Source organism: Chryseobacterium sp. CFS15, assembly GCF_031118795.1.
In the GTDB taxonomy this organism is placed as follows: Bacteria; Bacteroidota; Bacteroidia; order Flavobacteriales; family Weeksellaceae; genus Chryseobacterium; species Chryseobacterium indoltheticum.
Window position 1 is genome coordinate 23216 of the sequence record NZ_JAVHYL010000010.1, and the last position, 20147, is coordinate 43362.

Here is a 20147-nt window from a genome sequence, read left to right on the forward strand (position 1 = left end):
TTTGTTTTTATTTGTCGTATTCAAAATATAATGTTACAGAACCTGAAGGGGCGCTGCCGCTTGTAGACATTAACGTTACACCTCCACTTGGTGCTATAGATACGTTCCATGAACCATTAAAAGTAGATACACTAATACTTTTATAAGAATTGGGTCTGCATAATGCATCTAAAGTCCCGATGAAAACACCGGAAGACCAACTGGGCGCTGCTCCACCACTAGTATTTGTTAGAGGAAGACTTAGGGTTACTTTAATATGATTTGCTGAAATTTCTTGGAATGAAGAGTAATATATATCTGCAAGATGAGTAGGTGTTATTGTACAAACATATGGAGTACAACTAACGTTAGTATTTACATAATTTTGCCCATTAGCATAAACGTCGTCTTGTGCTTTCTGATCGGCATCTGCCTGGCTTATTGTAGATGAATATGTACCCATAGGAACAGCATATTCTCCAGATGCTGGAAGGGTTCCGGGAGCACAATTATTTGTCATGAAAGCCAGTTTTTTTCCATTATTATAATAGATAGTAGGAGCATAATTATATTTATATTCCTTCACTTTTTTACCATCAAGATCTCTTATTTCTTCTAATCTGTTTGCAGTATCATATTTGTAACTTTCCTTTTTCCCTGAAGGAGGATTAATACTTTTGACACCAATAAGAGGAGCATGAGTATAGGTTGATATGTTAAAATCTTTTAGTTCTGTTTTACTTCTAAACTCTTTAATTTTTGAAATGAACTGAGTCTCAGAAGTGTCATCAAAATGTAAATCAGATTTTTTTACAATTTCTAAATTGAGATAAGCATTATTGTCATTTGCATTCAAGCCAAAAGCCTGCATTACCTGAGAATAGGTTGCACCTTCTATTTTTGCTATCGGCTGGCTTTGTCGGTATCCCCAAATAACAGTTACAGGAATATTATCTTTCGCTGTATACTGCAACAGGTTGCCTTTAGCATCATATTTATCATAATTAATTTCCGTTCCCATTAAGCTTGTACTTATATCATATGACAATTCGGAACTTGGAAATATATTTGAACTATTTTCGTATTTAACTTCTTGCTTGCTTAATGTCTTTCCATTTTTTTTCTTTTCAACTTCAACAGGCTTATCTAAGATGTTTGCATCGATCAATTTCTGTATAGATTTATCTTTTGCATTTCTGTAATATTCCTCTACTATTTCACCACTTGAAATAGTTTTCTTATATGTTAATCTTGCATCATCATAAGAGAAAAAGTTTTCTTCCTTTACAATATTACCCGAAAAGAAATCTTCTTGGCTTTTGGAACTTGTATTATTAAAGTATCTCAATAAGTAGTTTGATGCTGTATAGCTATTAGCAATGTCATTAGTAAAGGTATCATAGGAGCTAAAAATCTTTTGAACTTTTAAAGAATCCTTTACCTGATAATTATATGAATATTTTACTTTTCTTATAGGATTAGCAAGCCCTTCTTTGTAATAATTTTCAACTATAGGCTTTCCTCTTCTTTCATCAAGAGACTGAACATACGAACTTGGAAATTTGAGAAATTTCAAGAAATTTTTTGTTCCTTGATCAGAGAAATTATGATCTGAGGTCATCAACTTATCTGGATAGTCATTAAAATTCGTATATTTTCTTTCTATATAACCTTTCCCCGTGACTTCTTCAAGAATTCTCGAATAGCCTACGATTGCGTCTGAACCAAAACCTATTCCTGAAGAAATTTCAGTACGGGCTGAATTAGCAGGAGTTTTAAAGAAATTAATTTGTCCGGAAGACTTATTATCCTCATTAACATATTTGTAGTTAATTTCTTTACTTACAATATTTTGTGAATCATATAATTTCATCTTACTAACTCTAGTGCTGCCCAGTATATATTTCTCTCCTTCATACATAAAATCATCATTTTCATAATTTATTTCTAAAAATCCATTGGTAGGGTACACGATCCTATGCAATAGTCCTAATTGAGAAATACTTTTTGACGATCTATCCACTCCATTTGTTATTTGATAAGCCTGTTTATTAGTTAATTGAAATGGAAAAAGTTGATCCTTTATAAGATCTGGATAAAAATAAATTTTAGTCCCAGGATAATAATTCTGACTTTCATGAAAATTATCTTTCGAAAAAACAATATTCGAATCATTATTATTATAGTATCCTAAAAAATCAACTTTTGATGAATTTCTAGATGGGAAAGTATTGGAGTCATAATAAAGTCTATAGGTTCCTAAATTGGAGTCTGTTACTGAATTTAATTTCAAACGTTTACATTCATAATCTCCTGAGGAGCAGTTTAAAGAATTAAAATAATCATAACTAAAGCCTGTTTGTTTAATAATACTGCCATTTTTGTTTTTTACCTGAATATTTGTCAATCCATTTCCTGGATAATCTATTCTGTTAAAAGAATATTGGAAATCTACAACTTCTTCATCTGTCGTTATTTTTTTTATTCTTTTTGGATACAGTTGAGAAGTAGTGACTTTATTATACACATAAGGATATATCATGTTAGAACCCATCCTGCCTAATTCATAATTATAAGCCATAGGATAATTTCCAAAGTTAACATCTCCTAATGTTGTTAAAGAGGGGTGCTCATAGTTATTGTAATAACTTTCATATTCAAAATTCATCTCACGCCCAGAATATGGATCTTTAATTTTTGTGAGATACCAGTTGCTGACTTGAAAAGCATCATGACTTACCATATATTGAGGATATTCTCTCAATCTAGCATATTCAAAATCATTAAATGTATAGATATATCCGTTTTCTCCCACAATCTCAAATTTATCAATTTGATAATTTACACTTGCACTCCCTTTATTACCAAAACCGGTACTTTCAAAACCGGTGCAATTTATTCTTGGTATAAGGTTAATTGTATTCTTAAGTTTAGCATTCGTAGAATTTAAAAAATGAGCAGTATATCGTGGTACTTCATCATATATTAGTATCTCATTTTGAGTTAAATAGAATTTGTCATTAAAACCGGGGGCATTAACATAATAAAAATCGGGTGCTGCATCTTTAAAAAAATCATCATTTGCCCCAACTTTAGTATTTATACAAAGTCCCCAACCACCGTTACTACTATTATTAGCAACAGCAACCATAGAGAAATCTCTCGTTAAATACCCCTTTGACTGCCTATACCATTCCAATGATAATTCAGGTTCAAAAGTTGCGGTGGTATAATAACTATATGACTCGGTAAAGTCATTCATATCATTTACTTTTACCGTAAGATTTCCGCCTGCATTTAAGCTCCAGCCTAAACCAACTGATGTAGCAATATCTGCGACTTTATTTCCTTTAGTATTATAAGAAAGTCCTATAGGCAATTGAATTTTACCAAAATTGATAGTATATATTGGAATAGATACATCCGTTTTTCCTATATATCCCAATGATGGAAAATCACTATACTTCATCAGACTTGCTACTTCAGGGGTAGCGACATTTTGTGTCTGATTATCGATTAAATTTAGCTGTGCGATATATTTTGTACTTATCAGTAATGATAAGAACAGTGATATCTTATATATCTTCTTCATTTGTTTTTATTTTTTAATCAATTTAGCATTCGCAGTTTTCTCAGTATCCGTTTTTATCACAATCAAATAAGCTCCTTGGATTAGATTCTGCGTATTTATTTTAGTTACTTTATTCGTGGTTTTCAAGCTTTGCAGCTGTCTTCCACCCATATCATAAAGGATAATATCCGCTTCTTTAAAGTCAAATCCAATTTCCACATAAGCATAATCTGAAACAGGGTTAGGATAAATCTTGATATTCTGCTTTTCGATTAGCTGATCAATCTGTTGATCACCAAGCTTCACAATCTTCCAATTTTCTTTTCCTAATTCTTCAGCGCTTGTTCCTGCCAAAACAATCGAACCATCCTTATTCATCTTAAGATCAGAAAGCCTTTCCTCCTTCTTTCTCGATTCTCCTTTCACATGTTTTCGCCACTGCTCATTTCCATTATTGTCGATATAAAGCATCCAGAATGTCTCATCATCAGCTTCAATTCTTCCTTCTGCCTGAGTGTAACCGCCTAACAATACACCTTTAGAATGTCTACCGTCTCCGGTACTGATCACATTCATTCCCATCAGGATATCTCGATTCTTAAAGTTGTAAGATTTCTGCCACTGTTCTTCGCCTTTTGTGTTTAAAGAAATCAGCCAAACATCAGTTCCTTCTTCAATTCCGACGGTTTTGTTTCCTGACCTTTCCGATCTCGATTCTCCACCGATAATATATCCCGATGAAGTAAAAACCATCGTTCTTAAATGATCATCACCCTTGCCTCCAAAATTCTTTTCCCATTCTATTTTGTTGTCTTTGCTTAGTTTGATCACCCAGAAATCACCTTCACCAAAGTTCTCAGTGGACTTGGAATAATTGATAGATGATAATTGATCGTTGATTTTATTACTCGATGGTTTATCATTGATCATTGATCTCTTATCATTAATAAACTTTCCACTTCTAGAATAAACTCCAAGCAGCGCTCCTCCGTCCGGTGTAGGAATCATTTTTTCCACTTCATCCAATCCTCTTCCGCCTAATATTAATTCGGAAATAACCTTTCCGTTTTTATCGAGCCTTGTGACCGTCACATCTTTAGAGCCAAATCCGTTGGCCGAATTCTGAACATTTCCTGCAACCATAAAACCAAAATCTGCAGTCTGAATCACAGATCTTGCTTCTTCATCCTGTGATGTTCCTAATGTTTTTTGCCATAGTTCATCTCCGAATTCGTTGATTCTGATCAACCAGATGTCCGATCCTCCCTTTGAATCATCTTTTTTGTCTAAAGCTTTACCCGAATAAGAAGTTCCCGCCAAAAGAAATCCGCCTTCCTGCGTAGCAACTGTTGCTGATAGAAAGTCATGGTTCTGTCCCGAGAAATATTTTTCCCAGACCTCTTCACCTTGTTGGTTAAGTTTGACTAGATGAAAATCGTAACCGTTGTTTTGTTTGTTTTCGGAAGTGATCTTTTTCGATTGAATCGAGCTTCCGCTAATAAGATATTGCTGATCGACTGTTGTGGTGACCTGCGAAAGAAAATCCTGAGTGGAAGATTTAATATCTTTCTGCCATATCACCTCCTGAGCATATACAATTGCACCACTTAGCAATAATGCACTCATGTAGAGTTTTTTCATGATTTGGTTATTAATTTTAACAATGTGCGAATTTAACTTTTTTTAACGTAATAAATCACTAGTTTGATGAGAATTAATATGATAATATTCATATAGTTTTGACAAAAGTAATTCGTCTTAACGACAAAACTTGACGTATTTAAAATCACATTTAAATTTACTTGAAATGTTTTGTAATTAAATTTGATATTAAAGAAAAATATTTATCATTAGAATTTAATAAATAAATTTCAATGGGAACTAAATTAGAAGTCAAAAGAAAGTATTAATGAATGATATTGTACAAAAAAATACAAACAACGAATTGATTTCAAATTCAGTTAAAAAAGTTGTAAGATTAACAGATAAGTTAAGAAATAAGTAGATAACCTTAATCAATGATATAAAGCCTAACTCTTAACATTAAACAACTTTGATAATTCTTGATAGATAATTTCTTCAAAGTCACTTGGTTTAACTGTGATTGCTCTTGAAAATGTTCCTTTGTCAAAATTCGTATTGTATTCATTTTCCATCGCTTCAATAATTGTGGTGTCTTGAAAATCCGGATTTATAATATGATGATCTTTTAAGAAACGATGAATTCTTATAAATGAAGATTTCTGATCTACAAGCAGATTTTGATTTTCATCGATGAATTTTTTGCCTGTGAGAAAAGCAATAAAAATTTTAGAACTATTTTCACCAACCATAATATCTGATAAGCGAATATCTCTTTTTGTTTTTCTCTCCAAAGCAAAATATAGAAAAAGTGTAATTTCAGCACCGCTTAAAAAATTGCCCTGCAACTTCATTAAATTACTCGAACTTATAAGACTTGTAGATTCCTTTTTATATTGATTTAAACAGTATTGGATTTTCTCTTCAAAGTTGTGATTTCTTGATGCATCAATATCTTTGAAATGAAAACTGAAGAAGTTGTCCAACTTTTCATATTTGATCAAAAACTCATTTTTTATTTTTTCATTGAGAACAATTTTAGAAGATTTATGCTCAGCTTTTTCAATTCTCCTTTGTAACAGCTTCTGAATTTTTTCTCCTTTTAACCAATAATAGATCATCATGGGATATCCTACAAATTCTTCCCAAATATTCCAACGTCCATAAAGCTTTTTTTGATCCATAATCTAAAATAGTAATTATTTAAAAACCTCATTCATATAGTTGATCTTATCATCTTCACTTGGTCTATAATATGCATTAAAGACCTCCAGACTAGTATGACCAGTGTAGCTCATAATTACTTTATCCGGAACTCGTTTGTTCTTCATTATCGTGATGAAACTTCTTCTTGCAGTATGTGAAGAAATTCTTGTCCAAAATTCGGCTTTGTGATCTACCAACTCATCACCATATTTCATTGTCTTCTTTATTTCATCAGTAAATTCTAACTTTTTAAAAACCTCCTTAATATATTCATTCATCTTCTGATTTGTAATACTGGGTAGTTTATAATCATACTTTTCGAGTATTGATTTAGAAATACTGTTTAAAGGAATTGCTAAGTTTTTAGATTTACTTTTTAAATCGATAACTCGTATAAAATTACCATCAACATCACTTCTTGAGATAGTGCTGTAATTGCCAAACCTCATTCCTGTAGTGCATCCAAAAACAAAAAGGTCACGTACCCTTTCCAATCTTTTATTATTACTGAAGTCATAATTATATATGAGCTCAACTTGTTCATAATTTAAAGCTATTTCATCAGTTGTGAATTTCGCAGGTTTTTTGAACGTAATAAAATTGTTATTATATGTATATTTTTTATTGAGAGCCCAAAGAAGAAAAGTTTTGAGCAGACCGACATTTCTGTGTAATGTATTTGCAGAATGCTTTTTTTCTTCGATACAATATTTTAAAAACTTATTATAAAGTTTATCATCAAATTTTCCCAGTGTGATCTTAACTTTACAATTGCTTTCAAAATCTTCGAGTAGATTCTTATTGCATTTGTAACGCTTTAAAGTAGAATTTGAAATTGAATTCCCAGTATAGTCATTTTCTTTCTCATCTAAAAACTCCTGATAAATTCTAAAGAAATCACTTTTAACAGTAATTTTTTTGAACTTTTCATCAAATCTTTGTTTAAGAATATCGACGGTAAGTTCTTCATTTATGTTCTTATATCGATTAACGATCTCTGTAAAGAAACTGCTGTATCGATCTAATTGCATTTTGACGCTTCGATGAATTTCTGCTTTTTTTGTCCTTCCGTTTAGGTCATTTGGTTGCCTGGCTTCAAAATCCCATTCGCTTGGTTTTATTTTCTCACCAGTAGAATAGATGAAATTCTTATTTTCATTGTTGAAAAAAGAACGAAAATAAATCAGAGATTCCTTCGTACCATTGGGTTGCTTTAGCTTGAAAGTATAATTCATCAGGTGCCAGTTTAGGTGCTACTTCTTCTATATTTAGACATAAAAACTAAGTATATTAGCTTATACAAATATAGTTAAAATACTGATAAATAGATACATTACATGTTTTGAGATATGTTAAAATATAATAGGTTCAAAAACCTCCAACTCCACTTAAATACAAAAAAAACAGGAACCTTAAAAAGTTCCTGTTTTTTTGTTATTATTTCAAAAATTCAAATCTAAATCTTTAATCCAATCTTTTTCAAGGCTGTTGTTGAAAGAAATACAGTATCAAAAGCCAGAAGAGATTCTATAGTAACGTAATGTTGAAATTTACCTTCAACCTTATTGAAAGACAATTCAATAGCATTATTATAAGCAGCCACGATTCTAACAACTGAAAAACCATTGTACGCAACCTTAAAATCATCAAATAGACATTTACTCTCTGCTTTATTATAATATTTATATTCGTCAAGCATCGAAGGAGAACCATTCTCATCCAATATCTTATTGTGAGAAAGAGATTTCCAATCAGAATAATTTTTAGGCTCCTTCAAAACAGTACCAAACTGATCTGTTGGCACAAACATTTCCAAGGACAGAGGCATTTTCAGAAATTTAGCATAATTATTCATCACCTTAAGGGTATGAAGATCTGCATATCCTTCATGCGAATAGTATTCTATTACAAAATCTGTCATCGGAAGCAGCATATGAGAAGCAGTTGGCATTGATATTTATTTTTAAAACGCAAATATAAAATATAGAACAAACGCTTTCGAATAAGAGAGCTATTTTAAAATCAATCAAAATAACAATAATTTCTTTACAAGTAAATCACCTATAATATAACGGTACCACAAGCAAGATCAGAGATAATTTTAAAACTCTGCAAAAACATAAAAACTATAAAACCCTGATTACGAAAAGACTACCAAAAAATGCAATAAATAATCATTACTCCACCGACAAAAAAGGTTAAAAAAATGTTTTATCGTAAAGAATTTTATATATTTGCACCATCTAACAATAAAAAAAATAATTTACTATGTCAGACATTGCATCAAGAGTAAAAGCTATCATCGCTGATAAGCTTGACGTTGAAGAAACAGAAGTAACTCCTGAGGCTAGCTTCACAAATGATTTAGGAGCAGACTCACTAGATACAGTTGAGTTAATCATGGAATTTGAAAAAGAATTTAACATTCAAATCCCTGATGACCAAGCTGAAAAAATTACTACTGTAGGGCACGCTATCGCTTATATAGAAGAAGTAGTAAATAAATAATATTCTTCAACAAAGGAAATTTACAAAGTTTATGGAATTAAAAAGAGTAGTTGTAACTGGTTTTGGCGCAATAACACCGGTCGGTAATAATGCGAATGAATACTGGGAAAGTCTTTTAAAAGGCGAGAGCGGTGCCGCTCCGATTACTCTTTTTGATGCCACAAACTTTAAGACTAAGTTCGCTTGCGAGGTGAAAAACTTCAATCCATTAGACCATTTCGATAAGAAAGAGGCAAAAAAAATGGATAGAAACACTCAGCTTGGGATGGTTGCTGCAAGAGAAGCAGTAAGCCATTCAAGAATCATGGAAGACAATGTTGACAAAAACAGAGTCGGAGTGATCTGGGGATCAGGAATTGGTGGTTTAGAAACTTTCGAAACCGAGGTTTTGGGTTGGGCAAATACAGACATCCCAAGATTTAATCCTTTCTTTATTCCTAAAATGATTGCGGACATCACACCGGGACATATCTCTATTGAATATGGTTTCCATGGTCCCAATTATACTACAGTTTCTGCCTGTGCATCATCAGCAAACGCATTGATTGATTCTAAAATGCTAATTCAGCTTGGCAAAGCAGACGTTATCGTTTGTGGCGGATCTGAAGCTGCCGTTACGGCAAGTGGCGTTGGAGGATTTAATGCAATGATGGCACTTTCTACAAGAAATGATGATCCCACAACAGCTTCAAGACCTTTTGATAAAGACCGAGACGGTTTTGTTTTAGGCGAAGGTGCGGGTACTATTATTCTTGAAGAATACGAACACGCTGTGAAGCGTGGTGCAACAATCTATGCAGAATTATTGGGTGGCGGTATGAGTGCAGATGCACATCACATGACGGCGCCTCATCCTGAAGGTTTAGGAGCTTATTTAGTAATGAAAAATTGTCTTGAAGATGCAGGTTTAACTGCTGATGAAGTAGATCACATCAATATGCATGGTACATCTACTCCATTAGGGGATATTGCAGAATCTAGCGCAATTTCGAGATTATTGGGTGAGCATGCTTATGACATTCAGATTAATTCTACAAAATCAATGACGGGTCACCTACTGGGTGCAGCCGGAGTTATTGAAGCAATTGCTGCTTTAGGAACTATTATTCATGGTATTGTTCCTCCTACAATCAACCATTTTACTGATGATGAGAACATCGACAGCAGATTAAATTTCACATTTAATAACGCTGTAAAAAAAGATGTAAAAGTTGCCATGAGTAATACTTTTGGATTTGGTGGGCACAATGCTTGCGTTCTTTTTAAGAAAATCTAATTATTACTGAATGGAGTTACAGAAATACTTTTCTAAATTCCTTATCAAAAAAAGAAAAAGACAACTTACGGAAAGAGACTATTTCCTGAGCACAGAACTAAATAAAATTTTAGGGATTGAGGTTCAAAATGTCAGCTTTTACCGTGAAGCTTTTTCAATTAAAACATCTTCTAAAAATCAGGAAAGCAACTATGAAAGGCTTGAGTTTTTAGGAGATTCTGTTTTGGGTACAATTGTTTCGTGCCATCTGTTTCAAACTTATCCTAAAGCAAATGAAGGATATATGACACAGATGAAATCTAAAATTGTAAATAGGAAGAATCTTAATAAATTAGGAGAAGATTTAAAGCTTACCGATCTTTTACAAAAAAATAATCATGCTGTCGCTTTAGGAGAAAACATTTCAGGAAATCTCTTTGAAGCGTTAATTGGTGCTGTTTATTTGGACTTCCAATACGAAATTTGCAAAAAAATCGTTTTGGATAGACTTCTTACGCCAACAGAAATCAATAAGCTTGAGAATAAAATTGTAAGCTACAAAGGTCTCTTGCTGGAATGGAGCCAGAAAAAGAAACTGAATATAAAGTACGAAACCTGTGAAGAAATTCAGGTAAACAAATCAGTCGTCTTCCGATGTCATGTATGGCTGGGAAGCGAAAAAATTTCGAATGCCGCAGAAACTTCAAAGAAAAAAGCAGAAGAAAAAGCTGCACAAAGAGCATTTTATATTTTAAATAAAAAAGAAAATATACTTGGAAATCCAAAAACTTTATGATCTTGATGATATAGAATTTGAAGATATTGCCATAGCCTTGGTAAGATTAGTCAAACATATACCAGATCATGAGTTTTTTTTTAAGATCAATCAATACAACGATCTAAAATTTTCGAGAATTAATGATCTTGTTTATCATGGGACTCATTATGATTTTTATTTTCCACGGTTTGAAGGCTATCATAAGTACACCAAGACCTGCTTTACATTTATCTCTAACCGATCTTCAGAAAGTAGTCAAAAAAAACTACAAACTGAACTCTTCGCAGAAGAAGAAAACATTAAATTTTTATTAAATAATCATCCAGATGTAGAATATATTCTGCACAGTTCGGAACAGTTTCCTGATTTTTCCGTAATTTTGCTGGCTGAAAATCTTGCGTTTCCTATTCAAGATTACAATTTGAGTTCTGAAGAAGAACTCTATCAAATAATACAGTATTATGAATAAGTATTTAAAGAAGACAAAAATTATTGCAACACTAGGACCTGCTTCCTCTTCAAAGGAAGTAATGTTGGGATTGATGAGAGCGGGTGTTGACGTTTTTAGAATTAACTTTTCTCACGCCGACTACGATTTAGTTCGTTCCAATATAGAAATTATTAGAGATCTTAATAAAGAATACGGTTATTCCGTAAGTATTTTAGGAGATTTACAAGGTCCAAAATTAAGAGTGGGCGTTGTAAAAGAAGGTTCTTACCTTAATCCGGGAGACATTCTTACGTTTACCAACGAAAAAATTGAAGGAGATTCTACTAAAGTTTATATGACTTATCAGCAGTTTCCTCAGGATGTAAATGTGGGTGAAAGAATCCTTATTGATGACGGAAAACTACTGTTGGAGGTTATTGAAACCAACAAAATAGATACCGTAAAAGCAAAAACAATTCAAGGGGGACCTTTGAGTTCTAAAAAAGGAGTAAACCTTCCTAATACCAACGTTTCTCTTCCAGCTTTGACGGAAAAAGATATTCAGGATGCCAATTTCATGCTTGATATGGAGGTTGACTGGATCGCTTTATCATTCGTACGTCACGCACAGGATATTATTGATTTGAAAGAATTAATAAAAAAACATCCAAACGGAAAATTCAAAACGCCGATCATTGCTAAAATTGAAAAACCGGAAGGTGTAAAAAATATCGATCAGATTCTATTGGAATGTGACGGTTTGATGGTTGCACGTGGAGATCTAGGGGTAGAAGTTCCTATGGAAGAAGTTCCGGCTATTCAGAAAAATCTGGTTGAAAGAGCAAGATTTTATTCAAAACCTGTAATTATCGCAACCCAGATGATGGAAACGATGATCAACAGTTTAACACCTACAAGAGCTGAAGTAAATGATGTTGCCAACTCTGTACTAGACGGAGCTGATGCGGTAATGCTTTCAGGTGAAACTTCTGTTGGTAGATATCCGGTTCAGGTAGTTGAAAACATGGCGAAAATTGTGAAGAATATTGAAATGACAAGTTTCTATCAGAACAAAAACGAGCCTATGGAAAAAGATTACAACTGTATTGACGAACGTTTCATTACAAACAGAGTTTGTCTTGCCGCAGTAAGAATTGCAAAAAGCACTAATGTTGCTGCGATTGTAACGCTTACAAGTTCTGGTTACACAGCGTTCCAGTTATCGGCACACAGACCAAATTCTCATATCATTGTTTACAGTGGAAACAAGAGAGTCATTACGATGCTTAATTTACTTTGGGGAGTTCGTGCATATTATTACGATATGAACAAACCGACTGATGAAACGATTATTCAGGTAAATATGTTGACGCACAATCACGGTTATATAGAAACCGGAGATTTCGTAATCAACATCAACGCAACACCGTCTTACGAAGGTGGAAAAACAAATACATTGAGATTAACAACAATTTAATTATTGTTTTTTGACATAAATGAAACCTCCCGAAAATTTTCGGGAGGTTTTTTTATAATTATTGAGAAAATTTAAAACTATTTCCCCAATATTGTTTTCGCTGTCACAAACTCTTTTAAAGCCAACAAAGAAAGCTCGGTTCCATATCCTGAAGATTTGGTTCCGCCAAAAGGAAAACGTGGGTCAGAACTTGTCATTCTGTTGATATTTACTGTTCCCGATTCTAAACCATCAATAAAAAATTGCTGACGTTCTTCATTTTTCGTCCATACCGAATTGGATAATCCAAACGGAATATTATTGGCAATTTCTAATGCCTCTTCATCATTATGAGCAATCAGCACCATGCCCAATGGACCGAATAATTCTTCCTGTAAAATAGGATTTCCTTCTTCCACTCTGATCAATCCCGGAATAAATTCATTTTCAGAAATTCTTTCAAGAGGAATAATAGCTTCAGCACCATGATCTAATGCTTTCTGATATTGTTTTTCAAGATCATCTGCCAAATCCGGTCTTGCCATACCGCCCAATTTTGTTTCTTTCAATTTCGGATCTGCAGGAACATATTTTTTATATTCTTCAATAAATTTTGGAAGAAAATCAAACTCTACTTCTCTTTGGATAATAAATCTTTTTGCTGCAACACAGGTCTGTCCGCAATTTTGTAATCGTGCCAAAGCTCCTACTTTAGCTGCTTCATCCAAATCAGCATCATCCAAAACGATAAAAGCATCGCTTCCACCCAATTCAAGAAGAGATTTTTTGATATTTTTTCCCGCAGTTGCAGCGACTTCAGCACCGGCTTTTTCGCTTCCTGTAAGACTTACCCCTTTAATAGTTTTATGCTCTAAAATTTCTTTCACGTCACCATGCCCCACTTCAAGATTCTGGAAAACTCCTTCCGGAAAACCGGCTTCAACAAAAACTTTTTCTATCGCATTTCCGCTTCCGAAACAGATGGATGCATGTTTTAAAACCACTGTATTTCCAGCTAAAATTGCGGGCGTTGCAAACCTTAAAACCTGCCAAAAAGGGAAATTCCAAGGCATCACTCCCAAGATTACTCCTTTCGGAACATAATGTATTTCTGAAATTTCATATTCAGATTCTATTTTTTCAGGTCTTAAAATATTTTGAGCATCCGCATAATAATTCATCATTAGCGCACATTTCTCAACCTCCGAAATAGCTTGTGAAATGGGTTTATTCATTTCATTGGTAATCAATTCACCAAAGACTTCTGATTTATTCTTAAAAATTTCGGCAGCTTTTGCAATAAGTTTTTGCTTTTCTTCAAACGGAACTTTTTTCCATTCGTGAAAGGCCTCGTCAGCTTTTAAAAGCTTGTTTTCTATTAAATTTTCCATGTTACATTTCCATTTTTAAAGATTCAGAATCTTGAATCTTCTGCTTTTGGATAAAGCATTTTTAAGGCAACAAATAGTGTTCCTTATACCCTATTTAATTAATGATAAATTCTATGAAGTGTATTCACTAATGCTAAATCATAAACCATTCGTTCGCCAGACTTGCAGCCAGTCTTGCGGTATGATCCTGAATATCAAAACTTGGGTTGACTTCTGCAATATCTAAAGCAATTAGTTTTTCATTTTTAAGAATATGTCTGTACAAATGCATGAATGCTGAATCTGAAAAAATTCCGTTGTAAGCTGATGCAGAAACTCCTGGTGCAATCGAAGCATTGAAGACATCCATACAAATCGTTACATAAAGAAAGTCGACCGACTCTGCCAATTCATTGACTCTTTCATATATTGACGGAAGGTTTTCGAAAAACAATTCATCCGCCAAGATATATTTCATCCCAAACTGGTGTGCGGTATCAAAAAGTTTTAATGTATTTGAATTTCTCTGGATTCCGATATGTAAAGAATTGATCTCGCCTTCCTGAGCAATTTGCCAAAAACCAGTTCCCGAGCTTGCTCCTATCCCATCTTCAGGCTGTCTATTATCAAAATGAGCATCAAAATTGATAATTCCAATTTTCTGTTCCTGAAAGGCAGTTTTCACACCGCGATAATGGCCAAATGTGACTTCATGGCCTCCACCAAGAACCAAAGATTTACCTCCTTTTAGCAAAACTTTAGAAACATTTTTCGCCAGTTCATTCTGTGTATTTTCCAGATTTCCGTCTTCACAGGTAATATTTCCAAAATCAAGAAGTGAAAAATCCGGACGAATCACCGGAAAATTGCTCATATTTTTTCTGATGACATCCGGAGCATCTTTTGCACCTTGTCTTCCTTTATTTCTGCGAACACCTTCATCAACGGCAAATCCGTGTAAAACGAAATCATTAGTTGAAATAGTGTCGTAATTATTCTCTTCCTTTACTCTCTGAAATATTCTGTGATGAAGCAGTTCTTCACCGTCTAATCTTCCTTGCCAAATCATGATTTATTTAATTTTGATTTACATTATAGCGTTCAAAACTCTGCCAATATTTGTCTTTATAAATTTCGAGTGTCATTTTATATTCAGGATAATTCTCCATTGCTTTTTTCAAAACTTTTGAAGGTTTTCTGAAATCTTTGCTTGCAAAATAACTCTCTTTCAAGTTGTCTGCATTTTCTCTTCCTATGTATAGATGACCGTCTTCGATCTTCAATTCTTCAATAATCTTTTCCTCAATATCGCTTAGCTTTTCGTAATCTTTCTTTTCGGGAAGTCCGTTATTATTGGCTCCGTCATACTGAACTTTCAAAATAGAAATCCACGGATATGAAGCTTTAGAATCATAGTTTAACAAAGACGTATTGATTGTTGCAATAAGAGGTAAACCGTTTTTTAAAGTGGCTTCAAAAACAGAAAACCGATCTTCTTCATCAAAGTTTTTCACATTTTTATATTTCTCTGTAAACTCTCTTTCTCGCCAAGACAAAAAGTCTTTCAGTTTCGTAACCGGTACCAATTCTTTTTGGGCATCACTCTTATCAATTACATTAAAGGTATCAATTTGAGTGGCAAAATTCAGCTCGCCTAAAAAATTATCCAGAAAAACGCAAACTCCTGTTACAACGGAATCTTTGTTTTCATCAATTGTATTTTCGTAGACAAAAGTGATGTCTATTTCGTCTGGGTAACCTTCGATTTCATTTTCGTAGAAAAAAATATTTTCACTTGAAAATTTCTTCCCGTCCATTTCAATTCCGCTTGTAAGATTCATTTCAGGTTTCAGCGCAGTAAATTTCCAATGGTCAAGTAATGGAGCCGCCGCACTAATCTCTTCAGCAAAAACTATATTTTTAATATCACCTTCTACCGTAATAATTAGTTCTGCGATAGCATCATCGCTCATTCCTGCAAGGAAATAATACCCGCTATTAATCTCCTTAAGCTTTGGTGCTATAACATCAAAAAAATTGGCTTCGATATTATTCTGGCTTTTTATAACTTGAAAAAATTCTTTTTCTTTAGTTATAAACCAATCCCAAAAATCTTTATAGGTTATGATTTCAGATTCTTTCTGCTCTTCATTTTTACCGAAAATTTTATTTAAAATTCCCATATTTTGTTTTGCTTTTATTTGTGTCTGTAAACAATTATCAAAAATTTAATAATCATATAGATTATTGAAACAATTCCCGATAACTAAATTATTATAATTAAAACATCCTTAAAACCAGATGACGTATCTCCCACTCTTTTTGTTGCAATTTGTAAAACTAAAACAATTGACAAGAAATACTGAAGGACAATTAATGCAATTATTGAGATAAAATAAATAAGTATCCTTTTCATTAAATCTTAGCTCCGTCGATATAAACACTATCGACCTTCAAGCTCCCCTGATTATAAAGAACATTCTGGAAATTGTTGGTTTTATAGGTTACAAAGTCGGCCTTTAATCCTGACTTCAGTTGCCCTCTGTCTTCCAAGCCTAATCCAAAAGCAGAACGGAATGTCATTCCTGCTAAAACTTCTGCAGTGGTTAACTTTTCAAATGTTGCTAAAATTGAGGCCTGTGTAATTAAATTTCCCATCGGTGCCGATCCTGGGTTCCAGTCACTCGCAATGGCAACAATAGCACCTGCATCCAATAATTTTCTTGCAGGAGTAAATTTTTCTCCTAAACCTAAACTAGCCCCCGGTAAAGCCGTCGCCACGGTTTCAGATTGTGCTAAGAACTCAATATCTTCATCAATTGTAGCTTCGAGGTGGTCTGCAGATTTCGCGCCAACTTCAACAGCGATTCTGGAACTTCCCGGAGTAAACTGGTCTGCATGAACGGTAATTTCAAAACCTAAGTCTTTAGTTTTAAGCAAAAATGCTTTACTTTCCTCTGGCTGAAAAGCAGATTTTTCAATAAAAATATCTACTCGTTTTGCAAGGTTTTCTTCTTTTACTTTTGGTAAAATTTCGGTTAAAATATAATTTAAATAGTCTTCATTGCTACCCGAAAAATCTCTAGGCTTCAAATGCGCCGAAAGACAAGTTGGGACTAAAGTAGCCTTTGTCTGTTCCTGAGCTTTTTTAATCATCCGAAGCATTTTCAGCTCGTTTTCAACATCCAAACCATAACCACTTTTTACTTCAATAGTTGTAATTCCAAGAGAAATCAAAAAGTCTATTCTTTCCAGTAAAGTTGTCAATAATTCTTCTTCCGAAGCGTTTCGGGTATGTTGCACAGAGCTCCAGATTCCGCCCCCACTTTCAGCGATTTCAAGATAAGTTTTCCCGGCATTTCGCATAGCAAAATCATTAGCACGGTTTCCGCCAAAACAGATATGAGTATGAGAATCTACAAACGCAGGAAGTACGATTTGTTCGTCTTCTACATAATCAATCTCTATATTTTGATTTTCAGATTTTAAGGTTTCGAAATTGCCAATTTTCTCAATTGTATTTTCATTAATTAAAATTCCGCCATCAACAATAATTTCGAGTTGTTCGTCAGATAGTTTTCCTCTTAATGGAAGATTAGCAAGTGTTACAACTTGCTTGAAAGGGCCTATAAGTTTCATTTATTTAGTTTAAAAGCTAAACTTTTCTTTTAATGTACAGTGCTTAGATTCGTACGGAATGACAAAAAGAACGTGTAGTTTGTCATTCCGTTCGAATCTAAACGATAATTAGAAGCTAAGTAATTTTTATATTTAAAATTCTCCTTTCAAAAATACTTAAAATATATCAATCTTGTAAATGATGAAAGGTCGAGCGTACAATCTTAACCTAAACCTTAACCTCAGCCTTAAATTAATCTAAATCTTAACCTAAATTTCCTATCTTTACGGTAAATGAAACTGAATTAATGCCCGATTTTTTACATCCAGATAAAGACAATTTTTCCCACGAAGAGCTCATGCAGGAAGAGCAGATTCGTCCGCAGAGTTTTAAGGATTTCGCCGGACAGCGAAAAACCTTGGAAAATCTTGAAGTTTTTGTTACCGCTGCCAAAAGACGTGGCGGAGCGCTCGATCATGTTTTGTTGCATGGTCCTCCCGGTTTGGGAAAAACAACTTTAGCAAATATTATTGCGAACGAGCTTGGCGTAAGCTGCAAAATTACATCAGGTCCGGTTTTGGATAAACCCGGAAGTTTGGCAGGATTACTGACTAATCTGGAAGAAAACGATGTACTATTCATTGATGAAATTCACCGTTTATCGCCTGTAGTTGAAGAATATCTCTATTCTGCAATGGAAGATTATAAAATCGATATTATGCTGGAAACCGGCCCGAATGCGAGAAGTGTTCAGATCGGATTAAATCCTTTCACATTGGTCGGAGCAACGACCAGAAGCGGAATGCTGACCAAACCAATGTTGGCAAGATTTGGTATTCAAAGCAGATTGGAATATTATACGATTGAACTTTTGTCTACCATTATTATCCGAAGTGCAAGAGTTTTGGGCGTTAAAATTTATGAAGATGCCGCCATTGAAATCGCAAGAAGAAGCCGCGGAACGCCAAGAATTGCCAATGCACTTTTAAGAAGAGTTCGTGATTTTGCAGAAATAAAAGGAGACGGTGAAATAGAAATAGGAATCACCAAATATGCTCTAAATTCTTTAAATGTAGATGAATTCGGATTGGATGAGATGGACAATAAAATCATGCGTGTAATGATTGAGAATTTTAAAGGAAAACCTGTTGGGATTTCAGCATTGGCAACATCTATTGCAGAAAACCCGGAAACATTAGAAGAAGTTTATGAACCGTTTTTAATTCAGGAAGGATTTATTATCAGAACTCCAAGAGGAAGAGAAGTTACGGAGAAAGCGTATAAACATCTGAATATTGCGATACCTAGAAATCCCGGTGAGCTTTTTTAATTAATAATTAAAAATGAATAATTAATATCGGAAAATGCAGAGTAATTTTCAAGAAAAGGACAATATTATTCGAAATAAATCTTTTGATTTTTCAATTAGAATCATCAACTTGTATAAAGTTCTTTACAATGAAAGAAATGAAAAAACTCTATCAAAGCAATTACTCAGAAGTGGAACTTCAATCGGAGCAAATATAGAGGAAAGTATTGCCTCTTTTAGTAAAAAAGAATTTATCTATAAACTTCAACTATCATATAAAGAAGCTTATGAATCTTTTTATTGGATTAAACTTTTACATAGAACAGAGTTTATTAATGAAACAGAATTTAATTCGTTAAAAACAAATATTGAGGAAATCATAAAATTATTAACTACAATTTTAAAAACTTCCAAACAAAATTATTAATTATTCATTCTCAATTTTTAATTATAAAATGTTTATTCCTAAAATATATAAAAGTGAAGATTACAATTTGATGAAAGAAATCATCAGAGAAAATTCTTTTGCTTTACTAATTTCTTCGGTTGATAAAGTTCGTGCGACTCATTCTATGATGATGCTGAATGAAGATGATGCGGAAAATAATTATATCGAAACTCATATTTCAAAAGCAAATCCACAAGCGAAAACTATAAAGAACGGAGATGAAGTTCTTTGTGACTTTTTAGGAGCCCACACCTACATTTCCAGTAGTTGGTATGATCACATAAATGTTTCGACATGGAATTATGAAGCGGTACAGATTTATGGAAAAGTTGAGATCATGAATCAGGAAGAACTGTACAGTCATTTGGACAAGCTAACTTCTAAATATGAACAAGCACAGCAATGTCCGATGATGGTGAAAGATATGGGAAAAGAGTTTGTAGAAAAAGAAATGAAGGGTTCTTTTGGCTTAAAGATAATCCCTACAGATATCTTCATTAAACAAAAATTGTCTCAGAACAGAAAAGAACATGATTTTGAAAATATTATTTCAAATCTTGAAAACGGCGATGAAAAAGGGAAACAAATAGCCGCCAAAATGAAACAATTAAAAAAATAAACAACATTATAAAAACCT

At 33.5% G+C, this 20147-nt stretch carries 17 protein-coding genes; 8 read left to right on the plus strand and 9 right to left on the minus strand.

Annotation, left to right across the window (positions count from 1 at the left end; translation table 11 throughout):
* Positions 1–7 precede the first annotated feature (7 nt).
* The 5 genes from OH814_RS15340 to OH814_RS15360 form a co-directional block, all read right to left on the minus strand.
* A complete protein-coding gene (locus tag OH814_RS15340; protein ID WP_308828770.1) occupies positions 8–3571 on the minus strand; it encodes a DUF5977 domain-containing protein in 3564 nt (1187 codons plus the stop codon).
* Positions 3572–3577: 6 nt separating this feature from the next.
* Complete coding sequence (locus tag OH814_RS15345; RefSeq protein WP_308828771.1) at positions 3578–5191, minus strand: T9SS type A sorting domain-containing protein; 1614 nt, start codon at positions 5189–5191, stop codon at positions 3578–3580.
* 389 nt (positions 5192–5580) lie between these two features.
* Positions 5581–6315, minus strand: a complete 735-nt coding sequence (locus OH814_RS15350) for a hypothetical protein (protein WP_308828772.1) — start codon at positions 6313–6315, stop codon at positions 5581–5583.
* 15 nt (positions 6316–6330) lie between these two features.
* The gene (locus OH814_RS15355; protein WP_308828773.1) at positions 6331–7572 is read right to left on the minus strand and encodes a tyrosine-type recombinase/integrase; all 1242 of its coding nucleotides are present in this window, start codon (positions 7570–7572) and stop codon (positions 6331–6333) included.
* A 221-nt stretch (positions 7573–7793) separates the two neighbouring features.
* Positions 7794–8288 (minus strand): hypothetical protein, encoded by a 495-nt coding sequence (locus OH814_RS15360; protein WP_115621118.1) that lies wholly within the window; start codon positions 8286–8288, stop codon positions 7794–7796.
* 317 nt (positions 8289–8605) lie between these two features.
* On the opposite strand from OH814_RS15360, the gene OH814_RS15365 reads away from it, so the two are divergent.
* From OH814_RS15365 to pyk, 5 genes are read left to right on the plus strand one after another with little or no spacing between them, the layout of a single operon-like run.
* Positions 8606–8845: an acyl carrier protein gene (locus tag OH814_RS15365; protein WP_002976354.1), complete on the plus strand. Its 240-nt coding sequence runs from the start codon at positions 8606–8608 to the stop codon at positions 8843–8845.
* Positions 8846–8876: 31 nt separating this feature from the next.
* Positions 8877–10121 carry a beta-ketoacyl-ACP synthase II gene (gene fabF, locus OH814_RS15370; protein WP_076560156.1) on the plus strand — a complete coding sequence of 415 codons (1245 nt, stop codon included), beginning with the start codon at positions 8877–8879 and terminating at the stop codon, positions 10119–10121.
* A 10-nt stretch (positions 10122–10131) separates the two neighbouring features.
* The gene (gene rnc, locus OH814_RS15375) at positions 10132–10896 is read left to right on the plus strand and encodes a ribonuclease III (RefSeq protein ID WP_076560158.1); all 765 of its coding nucleotides are present in this window, start codon (positions 10132–10134) and stop codon (positions 10894–10896) included.
* A complete protein-coding gene (locus OH814_RS15380) occupies positions 10874–11347 on the plus strand; it encodes an IPExxxVDY family protein (RefSeq protein ID WP_076560160.1) in 474 nt (157 codons plus the stop codon). The genes rnc and OH814_RS15380 overlap by 23 nt, the downstream gene beginning before the upstream one ends.
* Positions 11340–12785 (plus strand): pyruvate kinase, encoded by a 1446-nt coding sequence (pyk, locus tag OH814_RS15385; RefSeq protein WP_076560162.1) that lies wholly within the window; start codon positions 11340–11342, stop codon positions 12783–12785. Before OH814_RS15380 ends, pyk begins: the two co-directional genes overlap by 8 nt.
* A gap of 77 nt (positions 12786–12862) precedes the next feature.
* On the opposite strand, the gene OH814_RS15390 is transcribed toward pyk, so the two are convergent.
* From OH814_RS15390 to hutI, 4 genes are all read right to left on the minus strand, one after another.
* Entirely contained in the window at positions 12863–14155 is a 1293-nt protein-coding gene (locus tag OH814_RS15390) for an aldehyde dehydrogenase family protein (RefSeq protein ID WP_308828774.1), read from the minus strand.
* 133 nt (positions 14156–14288) lie between these two features.
* On the minus strand, positions 14289–15203 hold the full coding sequence (gene hutG, locus OH814_RS15395) for a formimidoylglutamase (protein ID WP_308828775.1): 915 nt from the start codon (positions 15201–15203) through the stop codon (positions 14289–14291).
* A gap of 7 nt (positions 15204–15210) precedes the next feature.
* Positions 15211–16317, minus strand: a complete 1107-nt coding sequence (locus OH814_RS15400) for a DUF695 domain-containing protein (RefSeq protein ID WP_308828776.1) — start codon at positions 16315–16317, stop codon at positions 15211–15213.
* Positions 16318–16549: 232 nt separating this feature from the next.
* Positions 16550–17773 (minus strand): imidazolonepropionase, encoded by a 1224-nt coding sequence (gene hutI / locus OH814_RS15405; protein ID WP_308828777.1) that lies wholly within the window; start codon positions 17771–17773, stop codon positions 16550–16552.
* A gap of 287 nt (positions 17774–18060) precedes the next feature.
* Between hutI and ruvB the strand changes: the two genes are divergently transcribed.
* The 3 genes from ruvB to OH814_RS15420 are packed head-to-tail and all read left to right on the plus strand — an operon-like array spanning position 18061 to position 20129.
* Entirely contained in the window at positions 18061–19083 is a 1023-nt protein-coding gene (ruvB, locus tag OH814_RS15410) for a Holliday junction branch migration DNA helicase RuvB (protein WP_115621113.1), read from the plus strand.
* Positions 19084–19117: 34 nt separating this feature from the next.
* Positions 19118–19489: a four helix bundle protein gene (locus OH814_RS15415; protein WP_115621112.1), complete on the plus strand. Its 372-nt coding sequence runs from the start codon at positions 19118–19120 to the stop codon at positions 19487–19489.
* 28 nt (positions 19490–19517) lie between these two features.
* Positions 19518–20129 carry an FMN-binding negative transcriptional regulator gene (locus OH814_RS15420; RefSeq protein WP_308828778.1) on the plus strand — a complete coding sequence of 204 codons (612 nt, stop codon included), beginning with the start codon at positions 19518–19520 and terminating at the stop codon, positions 20127–20129.
* Positions 20130–20147 lie beyond the last annotated feature (18 nt).

Excerpts from the sequence above, each read along its gene's own strand:
- OH814_RS15340 (WP_308828770.1), bottom strand. The coding sequence starts at position 3,571 with ATGAAGAAGATATATAAGATATCACTGTTCTTATCATTACTGATAAGT.
- OH814_RS15345 (WP_308828771.1), bottom strand. The coding sequence starts at position 5,191 with ATGAAAAAACTCTACATGAGTGCATTATTGCTAAGTGGTGCAATTGTA.
- OH814_RS15350 (WP_308828772.1), bottom strand. The coding sequence starts at position 6,315 with ATGGATCAAAAAAAGCTTTATGGACGTTGGAATATTTGGGAAGAATTT.
- OH814_RS15355 (WP_308828773.1), bottom strand. The coding sequence starts at position 7,572 with ATGAATTATACTTTCAAGCTAAAGCAACCCAATGGTACGAAGGAATCT.
- OH814_RS15360 (WP_115621118.1), bottom strand. The coding sequence starts at position 8,288 with ATGCCAACTGCTTCTCATATGCTGCTTCCGATGACAGATTTTGTAATA.
- OH814_RS15365 (WP_002976354.1), top strand. The coding sequence starts at position 8,606 with ATGTCAGACATTGCATCAAGAGTAAAAGCTATCATCGCTGATAAGCTT.
- fabF (WP_076560156.1), top strand. The coding sequence starts at position 8,877 with ATGGAATTAAAAAGAGTAGTTGTAACTGGTTTTGGCGCAATAACACCG.
- rnc (WP_076560158.1), top strand. The coding sequence starts at position 10,132 with ATGGAGTTACAGAAATACTTTTCTAAATTCCTTATCAAAAAAAGAAAA.
- pyk (WP_076560162.1), top strand. The coding sequence starts at position 11,340 with ATGAATAAGTATTTAAAGAAGACAAAAATTATTGCAACACTAGGACCT.
- OH814_RS15390 (WP_308828774.1), bottom strand. The coding sequence starts at position 14,155 with ATGGAAAATTTAATAGAAAACAAGCTTTTAAAAGCTGACGAGGCCTTT.
- hutG (WP_308828775.1), bottom strand. The coding sequence starts at position 15,203 with ATGATTTGGCAAGGAAGATTAGACGGTGAAGAACTGCTTCATCACAGA.
- OH814_RS15400 (WP_308828776.1), bottom strand. The coding sequence starts at position 16,317 with ATGGGAATTTTAAATAAAATTTTCGGTAAAAATGAAGAGCAGAAAGAA.
- hutI (WP_308828777.1), bottom strand. The coding sequence starts at position 17,773 with ATGAAACTTATAGGCCCTTTCAAGCAAGTTGTAACACTTGCTAATCTT.
- ruvB (WP_115621113.1), top strand. The coding sequence starts at position 18,061 with ATGCCCGATTTTTTACATCCAGATAAAGACAATTTTTCCCACGAAGAG.
- OH814_RS15415 (WP_115621112.1), top strand. The coding sequence starts at position 19,118 with ATGCAGAGTAATTTTCAAGAAAAGGACAATATTATTCGAAATAAATCT.
- OH814_RS15420 (WP_308828778.1), top strand. The coding sequence starts at position 19,518 with ATGTTTATTCCTAAAATATATAAAAGTGAAGATTACAATTTGATGAAA.